Raw genomic sequence first — 21,786 nt, 5'->3', positions numbered from 1 at the left:
AAACCCATAGCCCAAAACCTGCATTCTGCGGAAGTTCTAAAAAATTGGCAAAGGTATTGCTAGTCGTACAGAATTAATTACACAATGTCATTCCAAATGCAGCGTACCCCTACGGGGAAGCAAGCTACGCGCAGCATCTCGTAGAGAAGCGCAATAAAGCAATTCCAGGCGCAAGCGGATTGCTTTATTCGACTTCCCAATGACTGTAAATATTTTTGTCCATCTACTTCTTTTTATCTCTGGCTTTAACAAAAGGAAATAGATATCAAGTTATAAGATGTATTTTTGCTGTATCCTCCTTTCGCCAGGATAGCATAGTTACTTCAATCAGGAAGTATGTATTCACGATCACATATATATTGTGCTTAAGAACACTGCTAATTTAAACAAAGTAAGTAGAGAGACAAGAATCAACCTAACTCTGTAGGGGCGCACAGCTAGCTGTGCGCCCCTACGATGGAATGTTGTTTTTACTGGAAGTCCCTAACTCTGTCAATTTTAGATTTTGGGTCGCACCTTTGGTGCGCTTCCGGGGCAACTTGGATTTTGGATTGAAGGAAAAATCTAAAATTCAAAATCCAAAATTGAATGGCCTCTGTTTCTAGCTTTTAGAACGTATACCATTCTGGACCAAGCTTATCTGCTTCGCTGATAGGAGTTTCAACAGCTGTTGTCTCATTTATAGTCCAAATGTTGTCTGCACTTGCTGTCTGATCACGCCAGTAGATGTCGGTCTTGCCGTCGCCGTTATAATCGCCAAGAGATGGTGTCAAGGCCGCGTTATTAGTCGGTAAAAAAGCTTCAGTAGCAACTGTTGTACCATCCATCAACCAAGCTGTGTTCGCACCTGTGGTTCCATTGTGCCAGAAGATATCTGTCTTACCATCACCGTTGAAATCACCAATTTTGGAAGTCCAAGATGAGTCAAGTGTACCCAAAGCACCTTCGGTGACTAAGATGCCTCGCATTGTCCAAATCTTATTCTCGCCTGTTTCAGCGTTTCTCCACAGCAGATCGGTGCTTAAATCGCCGTTGAAATCGCCAACGCTATAAGTCCAGCCTACGTCTTGTGATTGCAGCGCAAATTCACTCTTTTGCGTACCATCCATAAACCAAACGCTGTTATCGCCTGTTGTCTGATTGCGCCAGAAGATGTCACTTCTGCCATTACCGTCGAAATCAACAATGGTAGCAGTTAGTGCTGGGTCTGTAGTGTCTAGAACAGTTGCAGTGACAACTGTTGTGCCATCCATCTCCCAAATAGCATTCTCGCCTGTTTGAGCATTATGCCAGAAAATATCGGTTTTGCGATCGCCGTTGAAATCGCCAATCTGAGAAGTCCAGGCTGCGTCAACGCTGGTTAGAGAAGCCGCACTAGCAACTCTTGTACCATCCATCAGCACAATGCTGTTCTCACCAGTTGTCTTATTGCGTAATAAGAAGTCGGTTTTACCATCATTGTTGAACTCGCCAATTTTGTAATCATAGGCGGCTAGGTCAAATTGACCCAGAGAACCCTGTTCAACCACTGTTGTCCCATCCATCAGGCGAACAATAATCTCACCTGTTTGGGTATTAACCCAAAGTTTGTCCGTTTTGCCATCACCATTGAAGTCAGGAACAATCGCCGCACTGGTTAAGTAAGGATTAGGATTAGGATTTGCTGACACGACCAGAGGTGCTTGTACTTGCGAGGAACTCTTACTGGTAAAAAGTGAACTAGAAGAAATTGAAGAAGGTGAATTATCAAAACTAGATAATAATGTGTCTGATCTTAGGAAAGATTTTGATGCCCATTCAGATGTATCCAAAGACAACTTTGAGGGTTTATTACCAAACATGGTGATTTTTTATGACTAGTTGTTATCTTTTTTTAACTTTATTTTGCAGCCCCGTTCTGTAACCAAATAACATTTACCAGGGTTTCAATATTTCTTTATAACTATTTTTTTTTGCTTAATATTAGCCTTTCAACACAAATTTATATTTGTTTTAAATCATTTTTTAAAAAAATTCAAGTGTGATATAAACAATTAGGAAATACCTTATGTATGTGATGATTTATAGATAAAATTGGGTCATGTTTTTCTGTTTTATCCAAGTTTGATGAATTGAGTTAAACAAATATTGGTTAAAATAAGCTGTCGCCCATCTAACTTGCACATTTTTTTGTGTTGACTGTTAACTCTCAGCAGTCAACAAACCTCATGAGTTATTGTGTAATTTAAAGGGTTAGCAACTACTAAGAAGCACCATCTGTGCATCTTCTTGTACCAAAAGTGTAAAATAACACAATACTTTTATAAATACATTAGCTATGCAAGCAGAATATCGGCAACGTCGTGAGCAGTTAATGGCAAAAATTGGTGATGGCACAGCCATTTTTCGCAGTGCGCCAATGGCAGTGATGCATAACGATGTCGAGTATGTTTATCGCCAAGACAGTGATTTTTTCTACCTAACTGGTTTTAACGAACCACAGGCAGTAGCAGTGTTAGCACCACATCATTCAGAACATAGGTTTGTGCTGTTTGTCCAACCGAAGGATCGCGAAAAGGAAGTATGGACTGGTTATCTTTCTGGGGTAGATGCAGCGAAGGAAATTTATGGTGCTGATGAAGCGTACCCCATTAGCGAGTTAGATGAAAAGTTGCCGCAGTATTTGGAAAAAGCCAGCCGCATTTACTATCACTTAGGACGCGATCGCAGTTTTAATGACCAAATCCTGCGACATTACCAAAGTTTACTGCGGACTTATCCTAAGCGCGGTACAGGGCCGATCGCTATTGAAGATACGGGTCCTGTCCTCAACAGCATGAGATTGATCAAAAGTGAAGCTGAGTTGGAATTGATGCGTCAAGCAGTTGCGATCGCCACTGAAGCGCACAATTACGCCCAAGAAATCGCCGCACCCGGACGTTATGAGTACGAAATTCAGGCGGAGATGGAACGCATCTTTCGAGTCCGGGGTGGAATGGGGCCAGCTTATCCTTCGATTGTGGCTTCCGGTGTGAATGCTTGCGTACTCCACTACATTGAAAATAATCGTCAAATGCAGGATGGAGAATTACTGCTAATTGATGCCGGCTGTGCTTATGGCTATTACAACTCAGATATTACGCGGACATTTCCTGTTGGGGGTAAATTTACGCCAGAACAAAAGACACTGTATGAGATTGTTTTAGAAGCACAAAAACAAGCGATCGCTCAAGTGCAACCAGGCAATCCCTTTAAATTAGTTCACGATACAGCAGTACGCGTTCTCACCGAAGGTTTAGTTGAGCTTGGCATTCTCAAAGGCGAAATTGACAAGTTAATTGAGGAAGAAAAATATAAGCCATATTATATGCACCGCACCAGTCATTGGTTAGGTTTGGATGTTCATGATGTGGGAGTTTACCAGCACGGTGAAGATAAACCGCAGATTTTGCAACCAGGACAAATTTTGACAGTGGAACCGGGATTATATATTGTGCCTGACACCAAACTAGCAGAAGACCAACCAGAGACTGATCCTCGATGGGTTGGTATTGGTATTCGGATTGAGGATGATGTGTTAGTTACATCTAATGGACATGAGGTGTTAACTGCGGGAGTTCCCAAAGCAGTGGATGAAGTTGAAAGATAAAAAAGAGGGAGAAGGAAAGCTAACTTTAAAGTCTCTCTCCCAAATTGGGAAACGTTAGAAAACCCGGCTTCAACAAAGTAAGCCGGGGTAAGCACTTATAAAAAATGACAGTTAAACCTTAGCCGTGGATAGCAGGAGCAATTAAAGCTACTGGCGCTGCTTCACCCGCAGCCAAATCTAGAGGGAAGTTGTGAGCATTACGCTCATGCATCACTTCCATACCCAAATTGGCACGGTTAATCACATCTGCCCAAGTGTTAATTACACGCCCTTGGGAGTCGATTACAGACTGGTTAAAGTTGAATCCGTTCAAGTTAAATGCCATCGTGCTGATACCCAAAGCAGTAAACCAGATACCAATTACAGGTAAAGCTGCTAAGACAAAGTGCAGCCATCGAGAGTTTTGGAAGCTGACATATTGCCAAAATAGCCGTCCCAGATAGCCATGAGCCGCAACAATGTTGTAGGTTTCTTGTTCTTGACCGAACTTATAGCCGTAGTTTGCAGATTCGGTTTCGCTAGTTTCACGTACTAAAGTGGAAGTCACCAAAGAACCGTGCATCGCAGAAACTAAAGCACCACCAAACACACCAATTACACCTAACTGATGGAATGGATGCATCAAGATATTGTGTTCAGCTTGGAACACCAACATAAAGTTGAAGGTTCCAGAGATACCCAAAGGCATACCATCAGAGAAAGAGCCTTGACCAATGGGATAAATTAAGAAAACAGCAGTAGCAGAAGCCAATGGGGCACTATAAGCTACACAAATCCAGGGGCGCATTCCCAAGCGGTAGCTCAACTCCCATTGCCGTCCCATGTAGCAAGCGCAACCAATTAAGAAGTGGAAGATTACTAACTGGTAAGGCCCACCGTTGTAAAGCCACTCATCCAGGGAAGCTGCTTCCCAAATCGGGTAGAAGTGTAAGCCGATCGCATTGGAAGAAGGAACAACCGCACCAGAGATAATATTGTTGCCATAGATTAAAGAACCAGCAACAGGCTCACGGATACCATCGATATCTACAGGGGGCGCAGCAATAAAGGCGATGATGAAGCAGGTGGTAGCTGTTAGCAGCGTGGGAATCATCAGAACACCAAACCAACCGATGTATAAACGATTATCGGTGCTTGTGATCCACTCACAGAATTGCTCCCAGACATTGGCGCTAGAGCGTCTTTGTAAGGTAGTAGTCATAGTTTAGAATAATTTCAATGATTTTGTTGATGATTTAAAGTTGTTGCTCGTTGGGAATCAACAACTGCTAGCATCTTAAAAAAGTTGCTAAATCTTTGCAGTAACTAATAGTTATTGAAAGTTATAAGTTGAAGTTAACTTTAGTAAGCAACCTCTGGGCAAATGACTGTCGAAGAAGCCTTAGCCATTGTTGAAATCATTCTGGAAAAGACATCTCTAAATGACTTGCAAGAAACTATTTTTCGACAGTCATGGGAACAGAAAACATATCCAGAGATTGCTGAAAAGTTTGGCTATGATGCCGACTACATCAAAATTGTTGGCTTTCGACTCTGGAAAATGCTCTCCAAGGCGATGGGTGAGAAAGTTACTAAAGATAACCTTCGTTCGTCTTTGAGAAGATGGTGTTCTCGTCAGAAGAATACTGGAGAAATCAAGTCTGGTAATCCAACAAAAACTTATCAAGACTGGGGTGAAGCGCTCGACGTTTCTATTTTTTACGGACGTTTCCAAGAAATTGCCACCTTAGAGCAGTGGATTAGCCAAGACCATTGTCGGTTAGTGGCACTATTGGGGATTGGGGGGATTGGTAAAACTTCTTTATCTGTGAAGTTGGGGGAGAAAATTCAGGGAAACTTTGAGTATGTTATTTGGCGATCGCTCTATAACGCCCCCACTATTGAAGCGCTACTCACTAGCTTGATTCAAGTTCTCTCTCACCAACAGCAGGGGGATTTACCCGAATCTGTCAGCGATCGCATTTCTCGACTACTTACCTATCTCCAAGAACATCGCTGTCTAGTGATTCTCGATAATGCAGAGACAATCTTAGCCAGCAATGAGGGTCGAACAGGTCAATATCGTTCTGGTTACGAAGGGTATGGTGAACTTTTTAAGCGAATTGGTGAGTTTCGCCACCAAAGTTGTTTAGTGCTGACGAGTCGAGAAAAGCCTAAAGAGGTGGCGGTACTTGAGGGCGAAAAATTACCTGTTAGAACTCTGCAATTATCTGGTTTATCAATCGCTGATGGACAAGCAATTTTTAGCTGCAAAGGTAGCTTTATTGGCTCGGTTGAAGAATGGCAAACTTTAATTCAATCCTATACAGGTAATCCACTGGCACTGAAGATTGTAGCAACCACTATCCGGGATTTATTTGATAGTAATATTTCTAATTTTCTTGCTCAAGGTACTGTTGTATTCGGTGATATTCAAGATTTGCTCGAACAACAGTTTCAACGTTTATCAGCTTTAGAAAAATCAGTCATGTATTGGTTGGCAATCAACCGCGAACCTGTAAGTTTTGCCGAAATACAGGCTGATTTATTATCCTTGATTGCGTCTTCTCAACTCTTAGAAGCATTGTCAGCCTTAGAAAGACGCAGCCTAATTGAGAAAGGTAGTGGTTTATTCACACTACAGCCTGTGTTGATGGAGTACATTACTAGTCGTTTGATTCAACAGGTTTGTGTTGAAATTGAAACTCAAAATATTGCTCTTTTCAAAACTCATGCACTAATCAAAGCAACTGCGAAAGACTATATCAAAGAAATTCAAATTTACTTAATTCTCAACCCTGTAATTAAAAAGTTGCTTTCTTTGTTCGGAACTGCAAATCGGATTGAAGCTCAACTGATGACAATTTTGGTACCACTTCGTGGCAAAAAACCGATCGATACTGGTTATATGGGCGGAAACACGATTAATTTACTTCATCAGATGCAAGTGGATTTAAGCGATCGCAACTTTTCTAGTTTGACGATTTGGCAAGCTGATTTAAAAGGTGTGAACTTACACCAAACCAACTTCGCCTACTCAGATTTAACTAAATCTACCTTCACTGCAAATCTCAGCTACACCTTTACGTTGGCAGTTAGCCCAGATAGCAGTCTTCTGGCAATTGGGGATACCCTCGGTAAAATTTCCTTGTGGCAAACAACAGACGGACAGCAACGCATAAACTGGGAAGCACATGCAGGTTGGGTGCGTTCTATTGTGTTTAGTACTGACGGTCAAACTTTATTTAGTGGCAGTGATGACCAAACTGTTAAACAATGGGATCTCACAGGTCGATGCTTGCAAGTATTCAGCAGTATGCACACAGGCTTTGTTTGGTCTGTAGCTCAGGCTCGGCAACAAAACTATTCAGTCCTTGCCAGTGGTGGTATGGATCAAATGGTAAAATTATGGGATATCCAGACAGGGGAATGTCTGAAAACTCTTGAAGGACATACAGATTGGATCTGGGCGATCGCTCTGAGTAAAGATGGTCAAACTTTAGCTAGTGGTAGCGCTGACCATACTATCAAAATTTGGGATGTCAATACAGGAGAGTGCCAAAAAACCCTGCAAGGGCACACAAGTATTGTTTGGTCTGTAGCGTTTAGCGTAGATCAGAAAATGCTAGTAAGCGGTAGTGCCGATCGCACCATAAGAATTTGGAATATAGAAGCAGGGAAGTGTCTACAGACTCTCCACGGTCATACAGCCCATGTCTGGTGTGTGGCTTGTAGTGCCAATGGTAAAACAATAGCCAGTGGCAGTGGTGACACAACAATTCGCTTCTGGGATATTCACACTGGAGAATGTCTGAAAACATTGCAAGGACACACCCACACTGTTCGCTCATTGACATTCAGTCCAGATGGACAAACCTTGATTGCCAGTGATGACAACCAAACAGTCAAGTTCTGGGACATTCGCACAGGAAAGTGTTTCAGAACCTTTCGCGGACATGGTAGTGGTGTGTGGGCCTTAGCCACCAGCCCTTTCAACGATTTCTCTAACAGCCAAATCTTAGCTAGTGGTGAAGACCAAACAGTTAAACTATGGAATATTCAAACTGGTAAGTACATCAAAACCTTGAGGGGACACACAAATTGGGTGCGAACTGTGGCTTTCCATCCTCAAGGTAAAATTATTGCCAGTGCCGGTGCCGATGAAACGGTAAGAATTTGGGACGTAGATACAGGAGAATGTCTGCAAATTTTGCGGAGTCATATAAACTGGCTGCTTTCAGTCACCTTTAGTCCAGATGGAAACACTCTAGCCAGTGGTGGTAGTGACAAACAGGTGCGAATTTGGGATGTCAAGACTGGCGAATGTCTAGGTGTATTATGTAATCACACTAACATTGTCTCCTCACTTGTCTATAGTCCTGATGGCAAGATGTTAATTAGTTGCTGTGCAGATGCCCTCATTCGAGCTTGGGATGTAGTTACAGGGGAATGTTTGAAAATTTTTCGTGGTCACACAAACGGCATCTGGTCAGCTAAATTTAGCCCAGATGGACAAACCTTGGTAAGTAGCAGTGAAGATACAACCATCAAAATTTGGGATTTTGAGACTTGCCAATGTCTAAGAACCTTGGAAGGGCATACTCGTGCGGTGATTAGTGTTGTCAGTCCCGATGGTTGTATTCTGGCAAGTGGAGGAACCGACCAAACCGTGAGAATTTGGGACATGAAAACTGGGGAGTGCTTGAGAGTATTGAAAGGACACACACGATGGATTTATGCGATCGCATTTATTCATTCTCCAGTTAAAAGTCCAATTCTTGCCAGCAGCAGTGAAGACCAAACCATTCGCTTATGGAATGTCGAAACAGGTGAATGTCTGAAAATTCTCAGAACTCCTAGACCCTATGAAGGCATGAATATTACAGGGGCCGTTGGTTTGACGGAATCTGTACGATCGTCACTTTTGGCACTAGGAGCAATAACAGAAAGTTCTTAAATCAAGAACAGCCCTCGACATATTCAACTTCTGGTAGTTTACCTGAGCGAAACTCAGTAACACGCTTACCGTCAGTCTCGAAGACAACGCGATAGTTCTGGTCAGCACGGTCTTTGGGGATAAATGTCAAATAGTGTCCGCTTTGGACGTATTTATGAGGTGTAACTTGAATTTGTTCTGGGTAAAGAGACTTAATTTGCGCTTCCGTGTCGCCAATTTTTGCACCTTTAAGGGTAGTAATCTGGGTATTTTGCCGCACATCTACTCTAGAAATGCGACCTTTTGTCACCATGAACGAAACATTTTTGGGTTCATTTTGTGGCTTAACATAGTAGCAATTGTTATTGGGTGGATCACCTACTAGCTTAGTACCAGCAGCCTTTGTCGCTTGGGAAACAGTCATCCCAACCCGTACTGTGCCGATTCCATTGATAAACAATTTTGCCTGATTTGTCAGTTTCGCTTTTGCTATAACTGTGCTGACAGTTAGAGAAGAAACCGCCAACGTTAAGCAAGCAAGAGTCAATAATTTAGCTTTACTATTCATAAATTGTGCGAATAAAAGTGAGCAGATTTTTGTATACATCACCTGGGCTAACAGTTTCGGATTTTCAAGTTAGTGATTGACGAAATTTTGATATTACTTGAATTTGCCTAGTGGGACGGAAGAGTATGATTGTTTCTTTATCTACCCTTGGGCAAAGGTTCTCGTGCTTGCAACCATGCTGCGGGAATACCTGACACACCTGTAGATATCGCCACAATACCACCTGCGATCGCACAAGTAGTATCTCTATCTCCCAAGCCACTTACAGTTAACCACAGTGCTTCTTCGTAGTTATCAAGGTGCTGGGCAGCACACCAAAGTGCAAAGGGGACTGTATCTTGTGCTGAGACATGAGTACCATTTCCCAGTAGAGTCGCTGCTAATTCCACTGGTGTTGTCTCCGACAAATCACAAGCACGGCGGATTTTTGCACTTACCTCACTTTCTGGTACATAAGGTAAGACAAGGTTAAGAAACTCTTGTTTACTGGGTATAGAACCTTGTAATCTCGCCGCCCAAGCAGCAGCAACTGCTACGGCAATTGCACCAGCGATCGCTTCTGGATGAGTATGAGTGATTTCGGCGCTGGCTTGTGCTTGCTTGACAACTAAATCCAAATCTTCGGCAAAGAACGCCCCTATCGGTGCAACGCGCATCGCTGCTCCATTTCCATAAGAACCTTGTCCGTTAAACAGCCTACTTGCCAGTTTCTGCCAAGATTCGCCATTGCGTATTTGTGTTAACAGCCTGTGCATTGCTGCACCATAACCCCGTTGGCTGTCGTATTTCTTGGCAAAGCTTTCTGCCAGCCTGTCTTGGTTAATTTCTCCATATTCTTGAAGAATTGCCACAATAGAAAGCGCCATTTGGGTGTCATCGGTATAGTACCAAGGTGATGCTGGGATGGCACGGGCGATAATCATACTTTCTGCCACATCTGGATGGAGAAAAAATCGCTCTCCAAAAGCATCACCCACCGATAAACCCTCAAGGGAATGTTGAGCGCAAATGAGGCGAGGATCTTTTATTGTTGGCATAATTCACTCCTAGACTAACTAAAAAACCGTGTAGTATTTTTGTATTATAAATTTTACATAAAATAATGGGGATAGTTAACACCATCCCCATTTAAATTGAGCAATAGCTCAAGATTATTTCTTAAGAGCTTACAGTTGCGGTACGTACTGTTGCTTTTCAGGTACTTCAGCGTACTCAGCCACAATCTGGCGGAATTCTTCACCGTCAATGGTTTCTTTTTCGATGAGCAAATCGACTAAGCGATCGGTGACAGTGCGATGATCGCGGACAATCTTCTTGGCGTTGTCGTAGCATTCTTCCACGATCGCTCGGACTTGTCCATCAATGCGAGAGGCGATAGATTCGGAATACTCAGATCGGGTTGTCCAGTCACGACCCAAGAATACTTCACCCTGCTGGCTTTCTAACGACAGTGGGCCTAAGTCGGACATTCCAAAACGAGTCACCATCTGCCGCGCCATTCCCGATAACTGTTGTAAGTCTCCACCAGCGCCAGTTGTGACTTCCGCAGCCCCAAAAATCACTTCCTCAGCAGCGCGACCGCCCAAAGCACCAGTAATCCTGGCTTTCAACTGAGAACGAGAAATTAACCCTTGTTCTTCGTTGGGAGTAAACCAAGTTAAACCCTGCGCTTGTCCCCGTGGGATTAAGGTAACTTTCTGCACTGGGTCATGGTCTTTCAACAAAGTCCCAACTAAAGCGTGTCCAATTTCGTGGTATGCAATTAAGCGTTTGCTCTTGCTGTCTACCAAAGGAGTGCCTTCCATACCAGCAACTACCCGATCTACCGCATCATCAATTTCGCGGAGGGTGATAGCTTCTTTGCGTCTTCTTGCAGTCAAAATTGCTGCTTCGTTGAGTAAGTTAGCTAAATCAGCACCAGTAAATCCAGGAGTGCGGCGAGCGATCGCATCTAAAGATACGCTAGGGTCTAGTTTCTTGTTGCGTGAATGGACTTGTAAGATTTCCAAACGCCCTTTGATATCGGGTGCATCAACTGTTACTTGGCGGTCAAAGCGACCGGGACGCAACAATGCTGAGTCTAGTACGTCGGGACGGTTGGTGGCAGCAATAATAATGATGCCTGTGTTACCTTCAAACCCGTCCATTTCGGTGAGCAATTGGTTGAGGGTTTGCTCTCTCTCGTCGTTACCGCCGCCGATACCAGCGCCCCGCTGGCGTCCAACTGCGTCGATTTCATCAATGAAGATGATACAGGGGGCATTATCTTTGGCTTTCTTGAACAAATCGCGGACGCGAGATGCACCCACACCAACGAACATTTCCACAAATTCCGAACCGGAAATACTGAAGAAAGGTACACCTGCTTCACCAGCGATCGCTTTTGCTAGTAAAGTTTTACCAGTTCCAGGAGGCCCAACTAACAGCACTCCCTTGGGAATCCGTGCGCCTACTGCGGTAAATCTTTCTGGCTGCTTAAGGAAAGTGACAACTTCTTGCAGTTCTTCCTTAGCTTCTTCAATCCCGGCTACGTCGTCAAATTTGACCCCGGTTTTTGCCTCCATTTGGAAACGCGCTTTGGATTTGCCGAAGTTCATCGCTTGACCTGGCCCCCCGGGGAGGTTGCTAGAACGGCGGAACAAAAAGAACAGCCCGGTAATCAATAAAACTGGAAACACGAGATTGCCCAATAAGCCCCAAATTGCGCCATCATTCCGCATCGGGTGAGCATCAAAACTAATGTCTTTTTCTTTGAGCTTGCTAATTAACTCAGGAGCGTTAATAGGCAAATCTACCCGCCACCGTTGGACACGATTTTCGATGTCTGGATCGCGGGCTTCTATAATTGCTGTCCTACCGCCTTCGTAAAGATCCACGCTGTTGACGCGATCGCCATCCAAGTATTCTAGAAAGCGGCCATAAGTCATGCGGGTATTGGCTGCATTCTTGCTCATATCAGTAGGAGCGCCTGCAAAGGCCCCTTGCCAGAAGAAAAAGCCAATTACCAAAGCCGGCAATGTCCAGAGTACTACGACTTTCCAAGAGAATTTCATGTTAATTTGCCTCTAGATGCCTATACAATTCATCAGCCCTAGCAACCGAATGTTCATCACTCTGTCACTTTAAGCTGTTAAACGGATGTTTATAAATCCATTTTGTTTAATTTGATCTCTTACATGCACTGCCATAGAGCAATTGGCGCATTATGGCGATGCCAACAAGAATCTTAATCAAAGTTAACTTAATTTTAATACAATATTGCACGAGAAAAGGGAGCGCAACGGGATGCAAAGATACGGATAATTTCTCTAGAATGCTTCTCGTCTCGTTCCAGCCCAAGATAATCATCTATTTAGGGCAGTGGGGGATGAGAGGGATGAGGAAGATGAGGGAGATGAGGGAGATGGAGGACAAGAAGAATAACTATGCCCCATGCCCCATGCCCAATGCCCCATTCCCCATTCCCTACTTCACTTCTGTAATTTGTAAAGTGTAAGGTAGATACTTGCCTTTTTCGTAAGAACCAACCCAAATTTGGTAACTTCCAGCCAGCCATTCACCAACAATACCGGCATTTTTGCCGTCAACATCATCATTGCACCAAGTACCACCGGGCCCCTTGACAATTATGGTAGTATCTTCAGGACTTTGCACTTGCAGCTTCAGGTAGTCAAATTTACTTGTTAGCGCTAATGTATGGTCTGGTGTTTCATCAACAAATCCAGTACAAGGCCCAGTGGCTGTTTCAGTTCTCCCACCTACTTGACTCCCAGATATTGAACCACCACTCATCCCGCGAACTGTCAGGGGGTCTGGGGAAAACTGAGGGCTAATAGTGACGTCTCCAAATATCGCTGGTGCTTCTTGAGCATCAGTCACAGCATGAATTGTGGATGTGATGAAGAGTGTAACTATTATGAACGATAATCTCATCCCTCTATTGAGCGCTTTTGTTGGCATTGTAATTACGTTCGCTTCTAAGTGTTTTTGAAGACATTAATTTTACACACCAAGTTCCCAAAGTGGGGATAATTGACTACCTATTTTAGATTTAGAATTGAGGAAAATTCATTAGTAATTCACCAATGATTTCTTGTTTCTATAATTGCTCTACCTTATGGATAGGGGCGCACATTTGTGCGCCCCTAAAATCTAAAATATTTCTAAAATTTGGCAGTAATTGCTAACTAGCTTCCGTTATTGCCCTACTCAAGCGCGATTTATCTAAACCAATCTGGTTTAGTAGTAACCAAGATTGGATCAAGTCGGGGCCATGAACATCTCCAGTTAAGGCTGCTCTGAGCGATCGCATTACTAAGCCTTTTTTGACTTTTTGCTCTTTCACCACTTGTTTAATAATGTCCTGGGCGGCGGCTTCTGACAGTTGCGGCTGATTTTCTAAGGCTGTAACAATCGCTTCAAGAACAGCAGTAGAACCTTCTTGCTTCAGTTGTGTACTACCTTCCTCGCTAAATTCAACTGTGTCGCTAAAAAACAGTTGGCTTTGAGGTACTGCATCTACTAAACGAGTCAAACTCTGACTAATTAAAGTTACTAGCTGTTCTAACCAGGGGCGTTCTCTTCCACCATCAAATTTATACCCAGCCGCTTGCCAATAGGGGATAAGTAAATCTGTGAGTTTGTCTACTGGCGTCTTGTGGATATACTGACTGTTCAACCAATCCAGCTTGTCCCAGTCAAACTTTGCACCTGCTTTATTTACACGCTCAAAACCAAATTCTTTGGCTGCTGTTTCTAAGGTAAATATTTCTTGCGTCGAGTCTGGTGGCGACCAACCCAGCAATGTCATGTAATTCACCAAGCCTTCAGCAGTAAAGCCCATTTTCTGAAAGTCAGAAATGGAAGTAACACCATCCCGCTTAGAAAGCTTCCGCCCTTCCATGTTCAAAATTAACGGCGTGTGAGAAAACTCTGGGATTTTTGCACCCATTGCTTCATACAGTAAAATTTGCTTGGCGGTATTGGCGATGTGGTCTTCTCCGCGAATGACATGGGTGATTTGCATATCGATGTCATCTACTACAACTACAAAGTTGTATAAAGGTTGACCGCTACCCTCTTCTGAGGCGCGGGCGATGACCATATCACCACCTAAATCGCTACCTCGCCAAGACATTTTTCCCCTTACTAGGTCATTCCAGACAATTTCCCGCCCATCTTCGATTTTGAAGCGAATCACAGAGGATCGGCCTTCTGCTTCAAATGCGGCGCGTTGTTCTGGCGTGAGGTTACGGTGTCGGTTGTCATAGCGGGGAGCTTCGCCTCTCGCTTTCTGAGCTTCTCTGAGAGCTTCTAGTTCTTCGGAAGTGGTGTAGCAGCGATAGGCTAATCCTTGATCTAGCAGTTTTTGTACTGCTTCTTTGTAAAGATCCAGGCGTTGGGATTGGAAAAATGGCCCTTCATCCCAGTTCAGTCCTAGCCAGCGCAATCCTTCAAGAATATTGTTGGTGTATTCGGGACGCGATCGCTCTAGGTCTGTATCTTCTATTCGCAGTATAAATTGACCGCCGTGGTGACGGGCAAATAGCCAGTTAAATACAGCCGTTCTAGCTGTACCAATATGTAAATTTCCAGTTGGACTCGGTGCAATACGAACTCTAACGGTCACAGTTAATTCTCTCTTTGGCAAAGCATGATAAATGTAGCTTATATTCAAACCCTGAATTCTGAGTCAATCCCTGTGGGGAATTCAAAAACCAAAATCACCGAAATTAGGTTCGGTGATTCATTACTCATAAATTTAGAACGGGACTGACGGGGCTCGAACCCGCAACTTCCGCCGTGACAGGGCGGTGCTCTAACCAATTGAACTACAGTCCCTTGTTTGGCAACTTTGCTATTATCACTATTTTTTTTCTACTTGTCAAGTGTTTTGGAGTCGGAAATTTAGAAGTTCTTTTTGTCCCGTCTCTCTCAGGTAAGAATTTTTTTAAATAGACCCTGATAATACAACCTGTGGCTCTGATTCTAGATGCTGCAATATCCGGGATTGTATTTGTTTATACTGCTGCTTTAATAGCTGTTTGCTCAACTGGCTTTGAGAAGCGGGTGGTAGACTCTGACTTTGTTTCACCCAAGTTTTCAACATTTGCCGCTGAGTTGGCTCAATGCGACTACTGAGAACGTTGGTGCAAGAATTTGGTGCTTCCAGAGTAAAGAAAATCAAAGGATAGTGTTCATTTTCAGTCAGGAAACTTACCAGCCTAAGATTTTGGGGATTTTGCATATCTAAGTAGCATGGTAGCCACTTAGGAGCCAATTGCCGATTGTAGAGTACAGTTACCCACAACAGCATTGGGTGAGGGGATGTGATGAAGATAAACTGGTTGTAACGGGTAGAAAGCGCATAGTTTTTGATTTCTTGTTTAGGCAACATCAACCATAGCGCTGTCATAGATCCTTGTGCAGTGTCTAAAAGCTGAGGAAAAACAATTTCTTGAATTGGTTTATTTTGAGGCCAAAAAACTTTTCGACAGCTTTGTTCTACTGTAATTGTTAAACCTGAATCTAAAGGACGGCTAAGGATGGAACTAGAGGGTAAAGTTGTAGGTAAGCTGGTACAATTGGATTGTTCTAAACTGTTTAAGACTTGCAAAATTTGAGCGATATTTTGAGGGCGATCGCAAGATTTTTTAGCAAGACAAGACATAATTAGATTATTTAGCTTTTGAGGTATTCTAAGAGTAGGTTTAACATCTGCGATCGCTTTTGGTTGTTCAAAGTGATGTGCTTTATACCAAGCACCAAAGTAATCAGTTTCTGGTTGCCAAGGTTTTTTGCCTGTGAGCATTTCAAACATCATCACACCCAAGCTATAAATATCAGAGCGACCATCTAATTTTTCGCCATCTAGCTGTTCTGGAGAACAGTATGGTAAAGTTCCATTAAATCCTCTACTTGTACTAGCTGTTGATACATAATTTAAAAATCTAGCAATACCAAAATCGAGAATTTTAACTAATTGACCCAATATCGGATCAGGAATAACTAATATATTGGCAGGCTTGATATCTCTATGAACTAACGGACAAATTTTTCCATCAATGTTTATGCCTTGATGAGCGCATTGTAAACCCAAACAAATTTGACGGGAAAGAGTCAAAAACATGGGTATTGGTAGCGGAATTAAATCCTTTAAACTTTTTCCGCATAGATATTCCATGACGTAGTATGGTTTTCCTTTCTCATTCACACCATAATCATACGCCCGCACTATATGTAAGCTCTTTTGACTCAAAGCTGCACTCATTAAAGCTTCACGAACAAAGTCTTGTTGCATCTTGTTATCGACAACAGTCTGCGTCAAAAACTTGATAGCAACTGGTATACCCCCTAACAAAATATCATTTGCTAAAAAAACTTCACCCATGCCACCGCTGCCAATTAATTGCTTGAGTTGATAACGATTGGCAAGCAAGCCCTTACTACTTGGATATGTAAATGGGCTTTGATTCACTTTGATCACCTCTGCTGATGAGTCTATTTAAAGTTAGCAATACACACATAAAAATCTCAATCATTAAGTAATAGGGCATTTTTATTTTAATCGCAGATTTTCAAGTATGTGGTAAAAGGTTTAAAAAAATACCCAACAATTTAGCCATCCAACTTTTTAAACTTTCTTTATCAGCTTTTCGCTCTCCAGCTAACTTTTTTAATATTTCCATTTTCAGCTTTTCATAATCTTTTTTTAGAAGATTTTTGGCTTGATTAGACAAAATTAATTCATTTGAAGTTTGGCTCATATCTAAGTAATCTATAAGTTGCTGTCGCTGGTTAGCTGTGAGGATTAAAGTCTTTACATGAGAGCAAACGTTTGGATCTTCTAGGGAAAAGAATAAAAGATGATAGTAGCCTACTTCTGCTAAACTACGTGCTATATTTTGCCCTTTATTATCTTTTAAATCTATAAAATAAGGTAGCCACTTAGCCATAGAAGGTTGGGCATCGTATAGTACTGTTACCCACAACAGCATCGGGTAAACATTCATTTTACTAATAAACTCAGTACCATGTATTTTATCCAGAAAATTTATGATATCTTGTTTGGGTAACATTGCCCAAAAAGTTGGGATAGCTCTTTGAGTCGTTTGTAGTAAATGGGGAAATCCAATTGGGGCAATTGGTTTATTTTTAGGCCATTTTTTTAGCAAACACTCTTTTTCTGATACTAAAGTTGCAGGTATTAATTGGACTGGAAACGAGAGTTTAATAATGTCGCTGCTATTGCTAGGAGTAACATCATTAAGCTGAACATTAACCTTTTCTAAATCTTCTAAAATTTGGTTGATATTTTGGGGGCGATCGCTTACTTCTTTAGCTAAACAACTCATCAATAGTTTTTCTAATATCTGCGGGATTTTGACTTGCGGATTCACTTCTTCAACTGTCGGTGGCATTTGAAAGCGATGTGCTTGGTACCAAGTACCAAAAGAGTTACTTTTTGTCTGAAATGGATGTTTGCCTGTTAACATCTCAAACATTAGTACTCCCAAACTATAAATATCAGAGCGGACATCTAGCAGTTTGCGCCCTTCCATGTGTTCTGGAGAACAGTACGGCAAACTGCCAATAAAAGAATCCGTCAGAGTCATCCCGCTTCGCTCTGTTAAAAATTTGGCAATACCAAAATCTAGTATTTTAACAATTTCTCCTTGTTTACTATCTTCAGTAATGAATATATTTTCTGGTTTAATATCTCTATGAACAATAGGATAAATCTCTCCTTTGAGGCTGATACCTTGGTGGGCACATTGTAAGCCTAAACAAATTTGATTACAAATCTCCAAAAATTTCGGTATTGTTAATGGCTGAATTTTTAGAATTTGTTTGAGATTTTTTCCTTGTAGGTATTCCATTACATAATATGGAGTTTTATCCTCAGTAACGCCATAACTTAAGATGCGAACAATATGTTTACTTTTGCGTCCCAATTGAGCGCCAATAAAAATCTCTCTGGCAAAACGTTGGGACATTTGCTGGTTCGCCAAACTGAGTGATAAAATTTTGACAGCGATCGGCATACCACCTTTAGCAGTATCTTCTGCTAAATAAACTCTACCCATCCCACCTTTGCCAATCAAATCTCTGATTAAATAGCGATTATTTAAAACTTGCCCAATGTAATCGTCTAGCTCTGCTTTTTGCCCTACCATATTCTCAATTTTATTTTGTGGCATAAAAAATCATTTATGAAAAATATTGTTGGCAAAAACACCCGTGATAAGCCTAGCTAATTATTAAAATCAAACCAAGAAAATATGATAGTTTGGAGAAAATTAAACATATACTGTAATCGTAGTTAATCTATATGGAAATTTTCCTAAATATTGTATAACATATTTATTAATGTATACGGTTGAGAAATTACACGTAAACTACAAATAGGCTAGATAAATTGGCCTAGTATATTCCGTGGATACACAGGAAAAAGTAAATGGCAGTAAAGGCGCAATACCTCTGTACACTTAACGGTTGAGATTCGGGAGTAAACGGCGTAATAATCTGATTAGTGGTGTTTCAATTTTAATTTTAAAGGCTAGTATTTGGGTACGTTGCAGGGAGTTGAAATTGTTATCACTGATCAGAATTAACGATTGCTGACCATCGGGTAGTTTAGGGCCAAGAGTTAGTCCTTCGATGTTGTCTAGCAGTACATCTAGGGTTCTCAAATCTAACAGAAGTTTTTTTTGAACTGGTTTAATATTCTTAGAGTCAACGGCTAAAAGGCTATCTATCTTATGAATATCATCAGATCCTTCTAAAGAAACCTGAAACAGAGAAATAGCAAATCCTAATCCAGTAAAAGACCGTTCTAAACTTAGGAAGTGTCCTTGATTATCAAGAGAAAGTAAATCAGGTAATCCACTAGCAAATTTGCCCGTCAGATTCAAAAAAGGGGAAACTGGTTCCGTTTGGTAAAGAAATTCTTTTTCTGGCTGGTTATTAACCAAGTTATATTGCAAAATCCGGCAAGGGCTACCAATGTTAGGTTTAGCTGCGACACCATCTTGAATTAGAGCATTTTCGGTAGCTGTGAATATATGCTTATTATTGGGTGTAATGGTAAGGCTTTCAAAAGCCAAATTGTTGCGGATACCTTGTTGAGTAGTTCTGTCTGGCAAAAATTTGTTTGGTATGGTAAGTGTTGCAATTTCTTTACCAGAAGATAGTGAGAACTCTTTAATAGAAGGATTAATTAATTTTTCAGCGTCGCCTTCAGAAGAAATGAATACAGTTTTTTTATTAGTTAACGTAATACCTTCTGTATCACTTTCACCAGCGCCAAATGCTTGATTATTGCTATTTAATAACGTAGTAATATTAACAGGAATAACTCCATTTTTTTGTATAGAACCCTTGCTTAAGTCGATTTTTAGGGTATAAAAACGGGCAGCAGCTTTTTGTCCACGGTCATCGGAAATAGCATAATAAAGATTGTTTTTTGCATCATAGGTAATTCCAGACAAACCTCCAACTTCAGTTTTTTGGTAGATTAAGCCTTTCGGTAAAGTGGCTTCTCCGATAAACTCTATACTACTAACTTCAACAGAATTGGATGCTAAGTTTTGGAATAAGAAAATGATAATTATAATCGGTATAAATAAGTAAATAATGCGTGGGATTGCGGAGATTTTTTTGATTAGTTGCATAGATTTTTTGTTAATATTTTAAAATAACGATTGAAGAAGGCAGGAGGCAGGAGGCAGAGGGCAGATGGCGTTCGCGGAGCGTCTCGTTGGCGCAGCCTCTCGTAGAGAAGAGAAGCCTCTCCCCTTGGGAGAAGGTTCAATGTTTTGTAGGGGATTCCAACCCCTCCTAAATTGGGGCTACCAAATTGAAAATTTGGTGGGGGTCTTAAACCCAAGTTCCATGATTGTCACGGGCAGAGAGCAGAAAACAGTATTCCAACTGAGCCTCCTGCCTTCTGCCGTCTGCCTTTCTTGATAAAATATCATACTGAAGAGTGCAGACCTGCACATCTGGGCGCTGCTAAAATAACATGTATTCTCAGCAATTGAAACCTTTTAGAAAATACTAAATTGCTTAAGCTAGCCGCAAACCATATTCATCCTGAAAAAACTTTACAAGCCAGTCTTTCACTCTGCGGGTAGCGCGACAGTCATCTTCGTTGTAGCTTTGAATAATTTCTAGTAAGGTGCGATCGCCTGTTTCTAGCCACTGATCATACCAGTAAATACACTTGGCACCACTGGCTTCTTTTTCCCGCCACTCAAATCCTAACCAACGAGCGATCGCTTTGAGGGCATAACTTTCTACAGGCAATGCTACACTTTGGGTTAATTGTTCATACACATCCACAAATCGATTCAGTACAGGACGCACTAAGGAGTTGGGAGTGTTGTAAAGCTTTGCCAACCGTTTGACCGTATCAAACTCGTAGACACAAAAATGATAAATTGGCGCTTCGGGATATTGCCAAACCAAATCCAAAAATTGCTGCCAAACTAATTCTTCGTCTTCTGGTTTATCTGCTAAAAACGAATAAAACTGTTCTGTGTTGGCAAGTCTATCAACGACCAAAACCCCCAAAAGATAATTTAACTCTAAGTCTGGTTGTGCCTCAATATCAAAGTAAAGCTCTATGGGTGCTGTGAATGTAATATCTTCTATTGGTAGTGGGTATGGTAAAACTAGAGGTCGTCTTTCCAATACAGATTGAGCTTGCACTACTAGCTTGGGTGCTACTTCACGGTCGAAACCAACCAGGTTTTCTAAGGTAGTGGGACTGGTGTTAGCGAGAGATTCTACTGTGGTGATGGCTAAGTCTTGGAGTTGAGTGTAACGAAGAGGTGTTACGCCTGGTAACAGTGAAAGATGTTTTTCAGATTGAGCGATCGCATAACATTGACTATACCAATGACAAAGATTGCACTTTTGCCGAGAAATAAAAACCTCTGGCGGATTCGGTAACTCTAAAACTCCAATAAACTCCTCTAGAATTTGCTGCATCCTTGGTGTCCATTTGAACAGATCCACGGCATAATTAGTGTTTTTAGTTCGCAATATCAGTAAAGCTGTTTCTGGTACAACTCCCTGCACTGTTGCCAATACTTGGGCGTGAAATGCAGCGACAACCTGATATTCTTGCTTAGGGCGCTTACCCAGTTCAATACTAGCCGGGACATACATCCAATCTCCAAAACGAGACTGTCCTGGTTGTTTCACAAGTAAATTTGGACGACTCAGCAGGGTGTATGCTTCAGAATAAGTTGCTAACAGTACTCCTTTATAAATGTACTCAACCCCACGCTCCATCAATTCTAAAGTTGCCTTCTCTGCCTTTTCCCAGTTTCCGTATGAATAATCTGGTTGGTGATAAGTCATTTGTGCCAAAGCATTCAGCTGATGAGCGATTTTGTCCTGTTGCAGTTTCCGCAGCAACTCATTAGGATCATCGCGCTGACTTTTGTCACCGTAGGTATCTAGAAAAGTCCGGCGTTTACAGCGTTGATATTGCAGTAGGAGTTCAGCATTAATTAGCATCCTTTTAAGTTAACAAGAATTAGCACACTCTGGCAGAAACTTAGATAATTAATAATGGAGGGGGATGAGGGGGATGAGTAAAAAATAAGGCCTTGCATATTTGCGGGATGATTTTACTATTTTTGTGGGATGGGCATCTTGCCCGTC

The 21,786-nt window shown here is 41.8% G+C and carries 13 protein-coding genes and 1 tRNA gene; 2 read left to right on the top strand and 12 right to left on the bottom strand.

Annotated features, from left to right (window positions below):
• Nucleotides 1-608: 608 nt before the first annotated feature.
• A complete protein-coding gene (locus VB740_RS26090; protein WP_323202768.1) occupies nt 609-1,841 on the bottom strand; it encodes a VCBS repeat-containing protein in 1,233 nt (410 codons plus the stop codon).
• A gap of 476 nt (nt 1,842-2,317) precedes the next feature.
• On the opposite strand from VB740_RS26090, the gene VB740_RS26085 reads away from it, so the two are divergent.
• Complete coding sequence (locus VB740_RS26085; protein ID WP_323202767.1) at nt 2,318-3,628, top strand: aminopeptidase P N-terminal domain-containing protein; 1,311 nt, start codon at nt 2,318-2,320, stop codon at nt 3,626-3,628.
• 118 nt (nt 3,629-3,746) lie between these two features.
• Here VB740_RS26085 and psbA read toward each other — a convergent pair whose 3' ends face one another.
• Nucleotides 3,747-4,829, bottom strand: a complete 1,083-nt coding sequence (gene psbA, locus VB740_RS26080) for a photosystem II q(b) protein (protein WP_323202766.1) — start codon at nt 4,827-4,829, stop codon at nt 3,747-3,749.
• 162 nt (nt 4,830-4,991) lie between these two features.
• Here psbA and VB740_RS26075 point away from each other — a divergent pair, with 162 nt between their 5' ends.
• Nucleotides 4,992-8,564, top strand: coding sequence for an NB-ARC domain-containing protein (locus tag VB740_RS26075; RefSeq protein ID WP_323202765.1), 3,573 nt, complete (start codon nt 4,992-4,994; stop codon nt 8,562-8,564).
• Between the two features lies 1 nt (nt 8,565).
• Here the strand turns inward: VB740_RS26075 and VB740_RS26070 are convergent, their stop codons facing one another.
• The 10 genes from VB740_RS26070 to VB740_RS26025 form a co-directional block, all read right to left on the bottom strand.
• The gene (locus VB740_RS26070) at nt 8,566-9,111 is read right to left on the bottom strand and encodes a hypothetical protein (RefSeq protein ID WP_323202764.1); all 546 of its coding nucleotides are present in this window, start codon (nt 9,109-9,111) and stop codon (nt 8,566-8,568) included.
• A 137-nt stretch (nt 9,112-9,248) separates the two neighbouring features.
• The gene (locus VB740_RS26065) at nt 9,249-10,148 is read right to left on the bottom strand and encodes an ADP-ribosylglycohydrolase family protein (protein WP_323202763.1); all 900 of its coding nucleotides are present in this window, start codon (nt 10,146-10,148) and stop codon (nt 9,249-9,251) included.
• A gap of 129 nt (nt 10,149-10,277) precedes the next feature.
• The gene (gene ftsH2, locus VB740_RS26060; protein ID WP_323202762.1) at nt 10,278-12,164 is read right to left on the bottom strand and encodes an ATP-dependent zinc metalloprotease FtsH2; all 1,887 of its coding nucleotides are present in this window, start codon (nt 12,162-12,164) and stop codon (nt 10,278-10,280) included.
• A 412-nt stretch (nt 12,165-12,576) separates the two neighbouring features.
• Complete coding sequence (locus VB740_RS26055; protein ID WP_323202761.1) at nt 12,577-13,071, bottom strand: hypothetical protein; 495 nt, start codon at nt 13,069-13,071, stop codon at nt 12,577-12,579.
• Nucleotides 13,072-13,294: 223 nt separating this feature from the next.
• A complete protein-coding gene (gene gltX, locus VB740_RS26050; protein ID WP_323202760.1) occupies nt 13,295-14,740 on the bottom strand; it encodes a glutamate--tRNA ligase in 1,446 nt (481 codons plus the stop codon).
• A 138-nt stretch (nt 14,741-14,878) separates the two neighbouring features.
• A tRNA-Asp gene (locus VB740_RS26045) sits at nt 14,879-14,952 on the bottom strand.
• Between the two features lie 109 nt (nt 14,953-15,061).
• Nucleotides 15,062-16,588 (bottom strand): serine/threonine-protein kinase, encoded by a 1,527-nt coding sequence (locus VB740_RS26040; protein WP_323202759.1) that lies wholly within the window; start codon nt 16,586-16,588, stop codon nt 15,062-15,064.
• Between the two features lie 100 nt (nt 16,589-16,688).
• Nucleotides 16,689-18,311, bottom strand: coding sequence for a serine/threonine-protein kinase (locus VB740_RS26035; RefSeq protein ID WP_323202758.1), 1,623 nt, complete (start codon nt 18,309-18,311; stop codon nt 16,689-16,691).
• A gap of 288 nt (nt 18,312-18,599) precedes the next feature.
• Nucleotides 18,600-19,784: an esterase-like activity of phytase family protein gene (locus tag VB740_RS26030; protein ID WP_323202757.1), complete on the bottom strand. Its 1,185-nt coding sequence runs from the start codon at nt 19,782-19,784 to the stop codon at nt 18,600-18,602.
• 394 nt (nt 19,785-20,178) lie between these two features.
• Nucleotides 20,179-21,639 (bottom strand): TM0106 family RecB-like putative nuclease, encoded by a 1,461-nt coding sequence (locus tag VB740_RS26025; RefSeq protein WP_323202756.1) that lies wholly within the window; start codon nt 21,637-21,639, stop codon nt 20,179-20,181.
• Nucleotides 21,640-21,786 lie beyond the last annotated feature (147 nt).

Origin of the sequence: Nostoc sp. UHCC 0251 (assembly GCF_034932245.1) — a bacterium.
GTDB lineage: Bacteria > Cyanobacteriota > Cyanobacteriia > Cyanobacteriales > Nostocaceae > Nostoc.
The sequence above is the reverse complement of the archived record's forward strand: the minus strand, read 5'-3'. Positions and strand labels throughout refer to the sequence as shown.

Coding starts and splice junctions, on each gene's coding strand:
- VB740_RS26090 (WP_323202768.1), bottom strand. CDS start 1,841: ATGTTTGGTAATAAACCCTCAAAGTTGTCTTTGGATACATCTGAATGG.
- VB740_RS26085 (WP_323202767.1), top strand. CDS start 2,318: ATGCAAGCAGAATATCGGCAACGTCGTGAGCAGTTAATGGCAAAAATT.
- psbA (WP_323202766.1), bottom strand. CDS start 4,829: ATGACTACTACCTTACAAAGACGCTCTAGCGCCAATGTCTGGGAGCAA.
- VB740_RS26075 (WP_323202765.1), top strand. CDS start 4,992: ATGACTGTCGAAGAAGCCTTAGCCATTGTTGAAATCATTCTGGAAAAG.
- VB740_RS26070 (WP_323202764.1), bottom strand. CDS start 9,111: ATGAATAGTAAAGCTAAATTATTGACTCTTGCTTGCTTAACGTTGGCG.
- VB740_RS26065 (WP_323202763.1), bottom strand. CDS start 10,148: ATGCCAACAATAAAAGATCCTCGCCTCATTTGCGCTCAACATTCCCTT.
- ftsH2 (WP_323202762.1), bottom strand. CDS start 12,164: ATGAAATTCTCTTGGAAAGTCGTAGTACTCTGGACATTGCCGGCTTTG.
- VB740_RS26055 (WP_323202761.1), bottom strand. CDS start 13,071: ATGCCAACAAAAGCGCTCAATAGAGGGATGAGATTATCGTTCATAATA.
- VB740_RS26035 (WP_323202758.1), bottom strand. CDS start 18,311: ATGCCACAAAATAAAATTGAGAATATGGTAGGGCAAAAAGCAGAGCTA.
- VB740_RS26030 (WP_323202757.1), bottom strand. CDS start 19,784: ATGCAACTAATCAAAAAAATCTCCGCAATCCCACGCATTATTTACTTA.
- VB740_RS26025 (WP_323202756.1), bottom strand. CDS start 21,639: ATGCTAATTAATGCTGAACTCCTACTGCAATATCAACGCTGTAAACGC.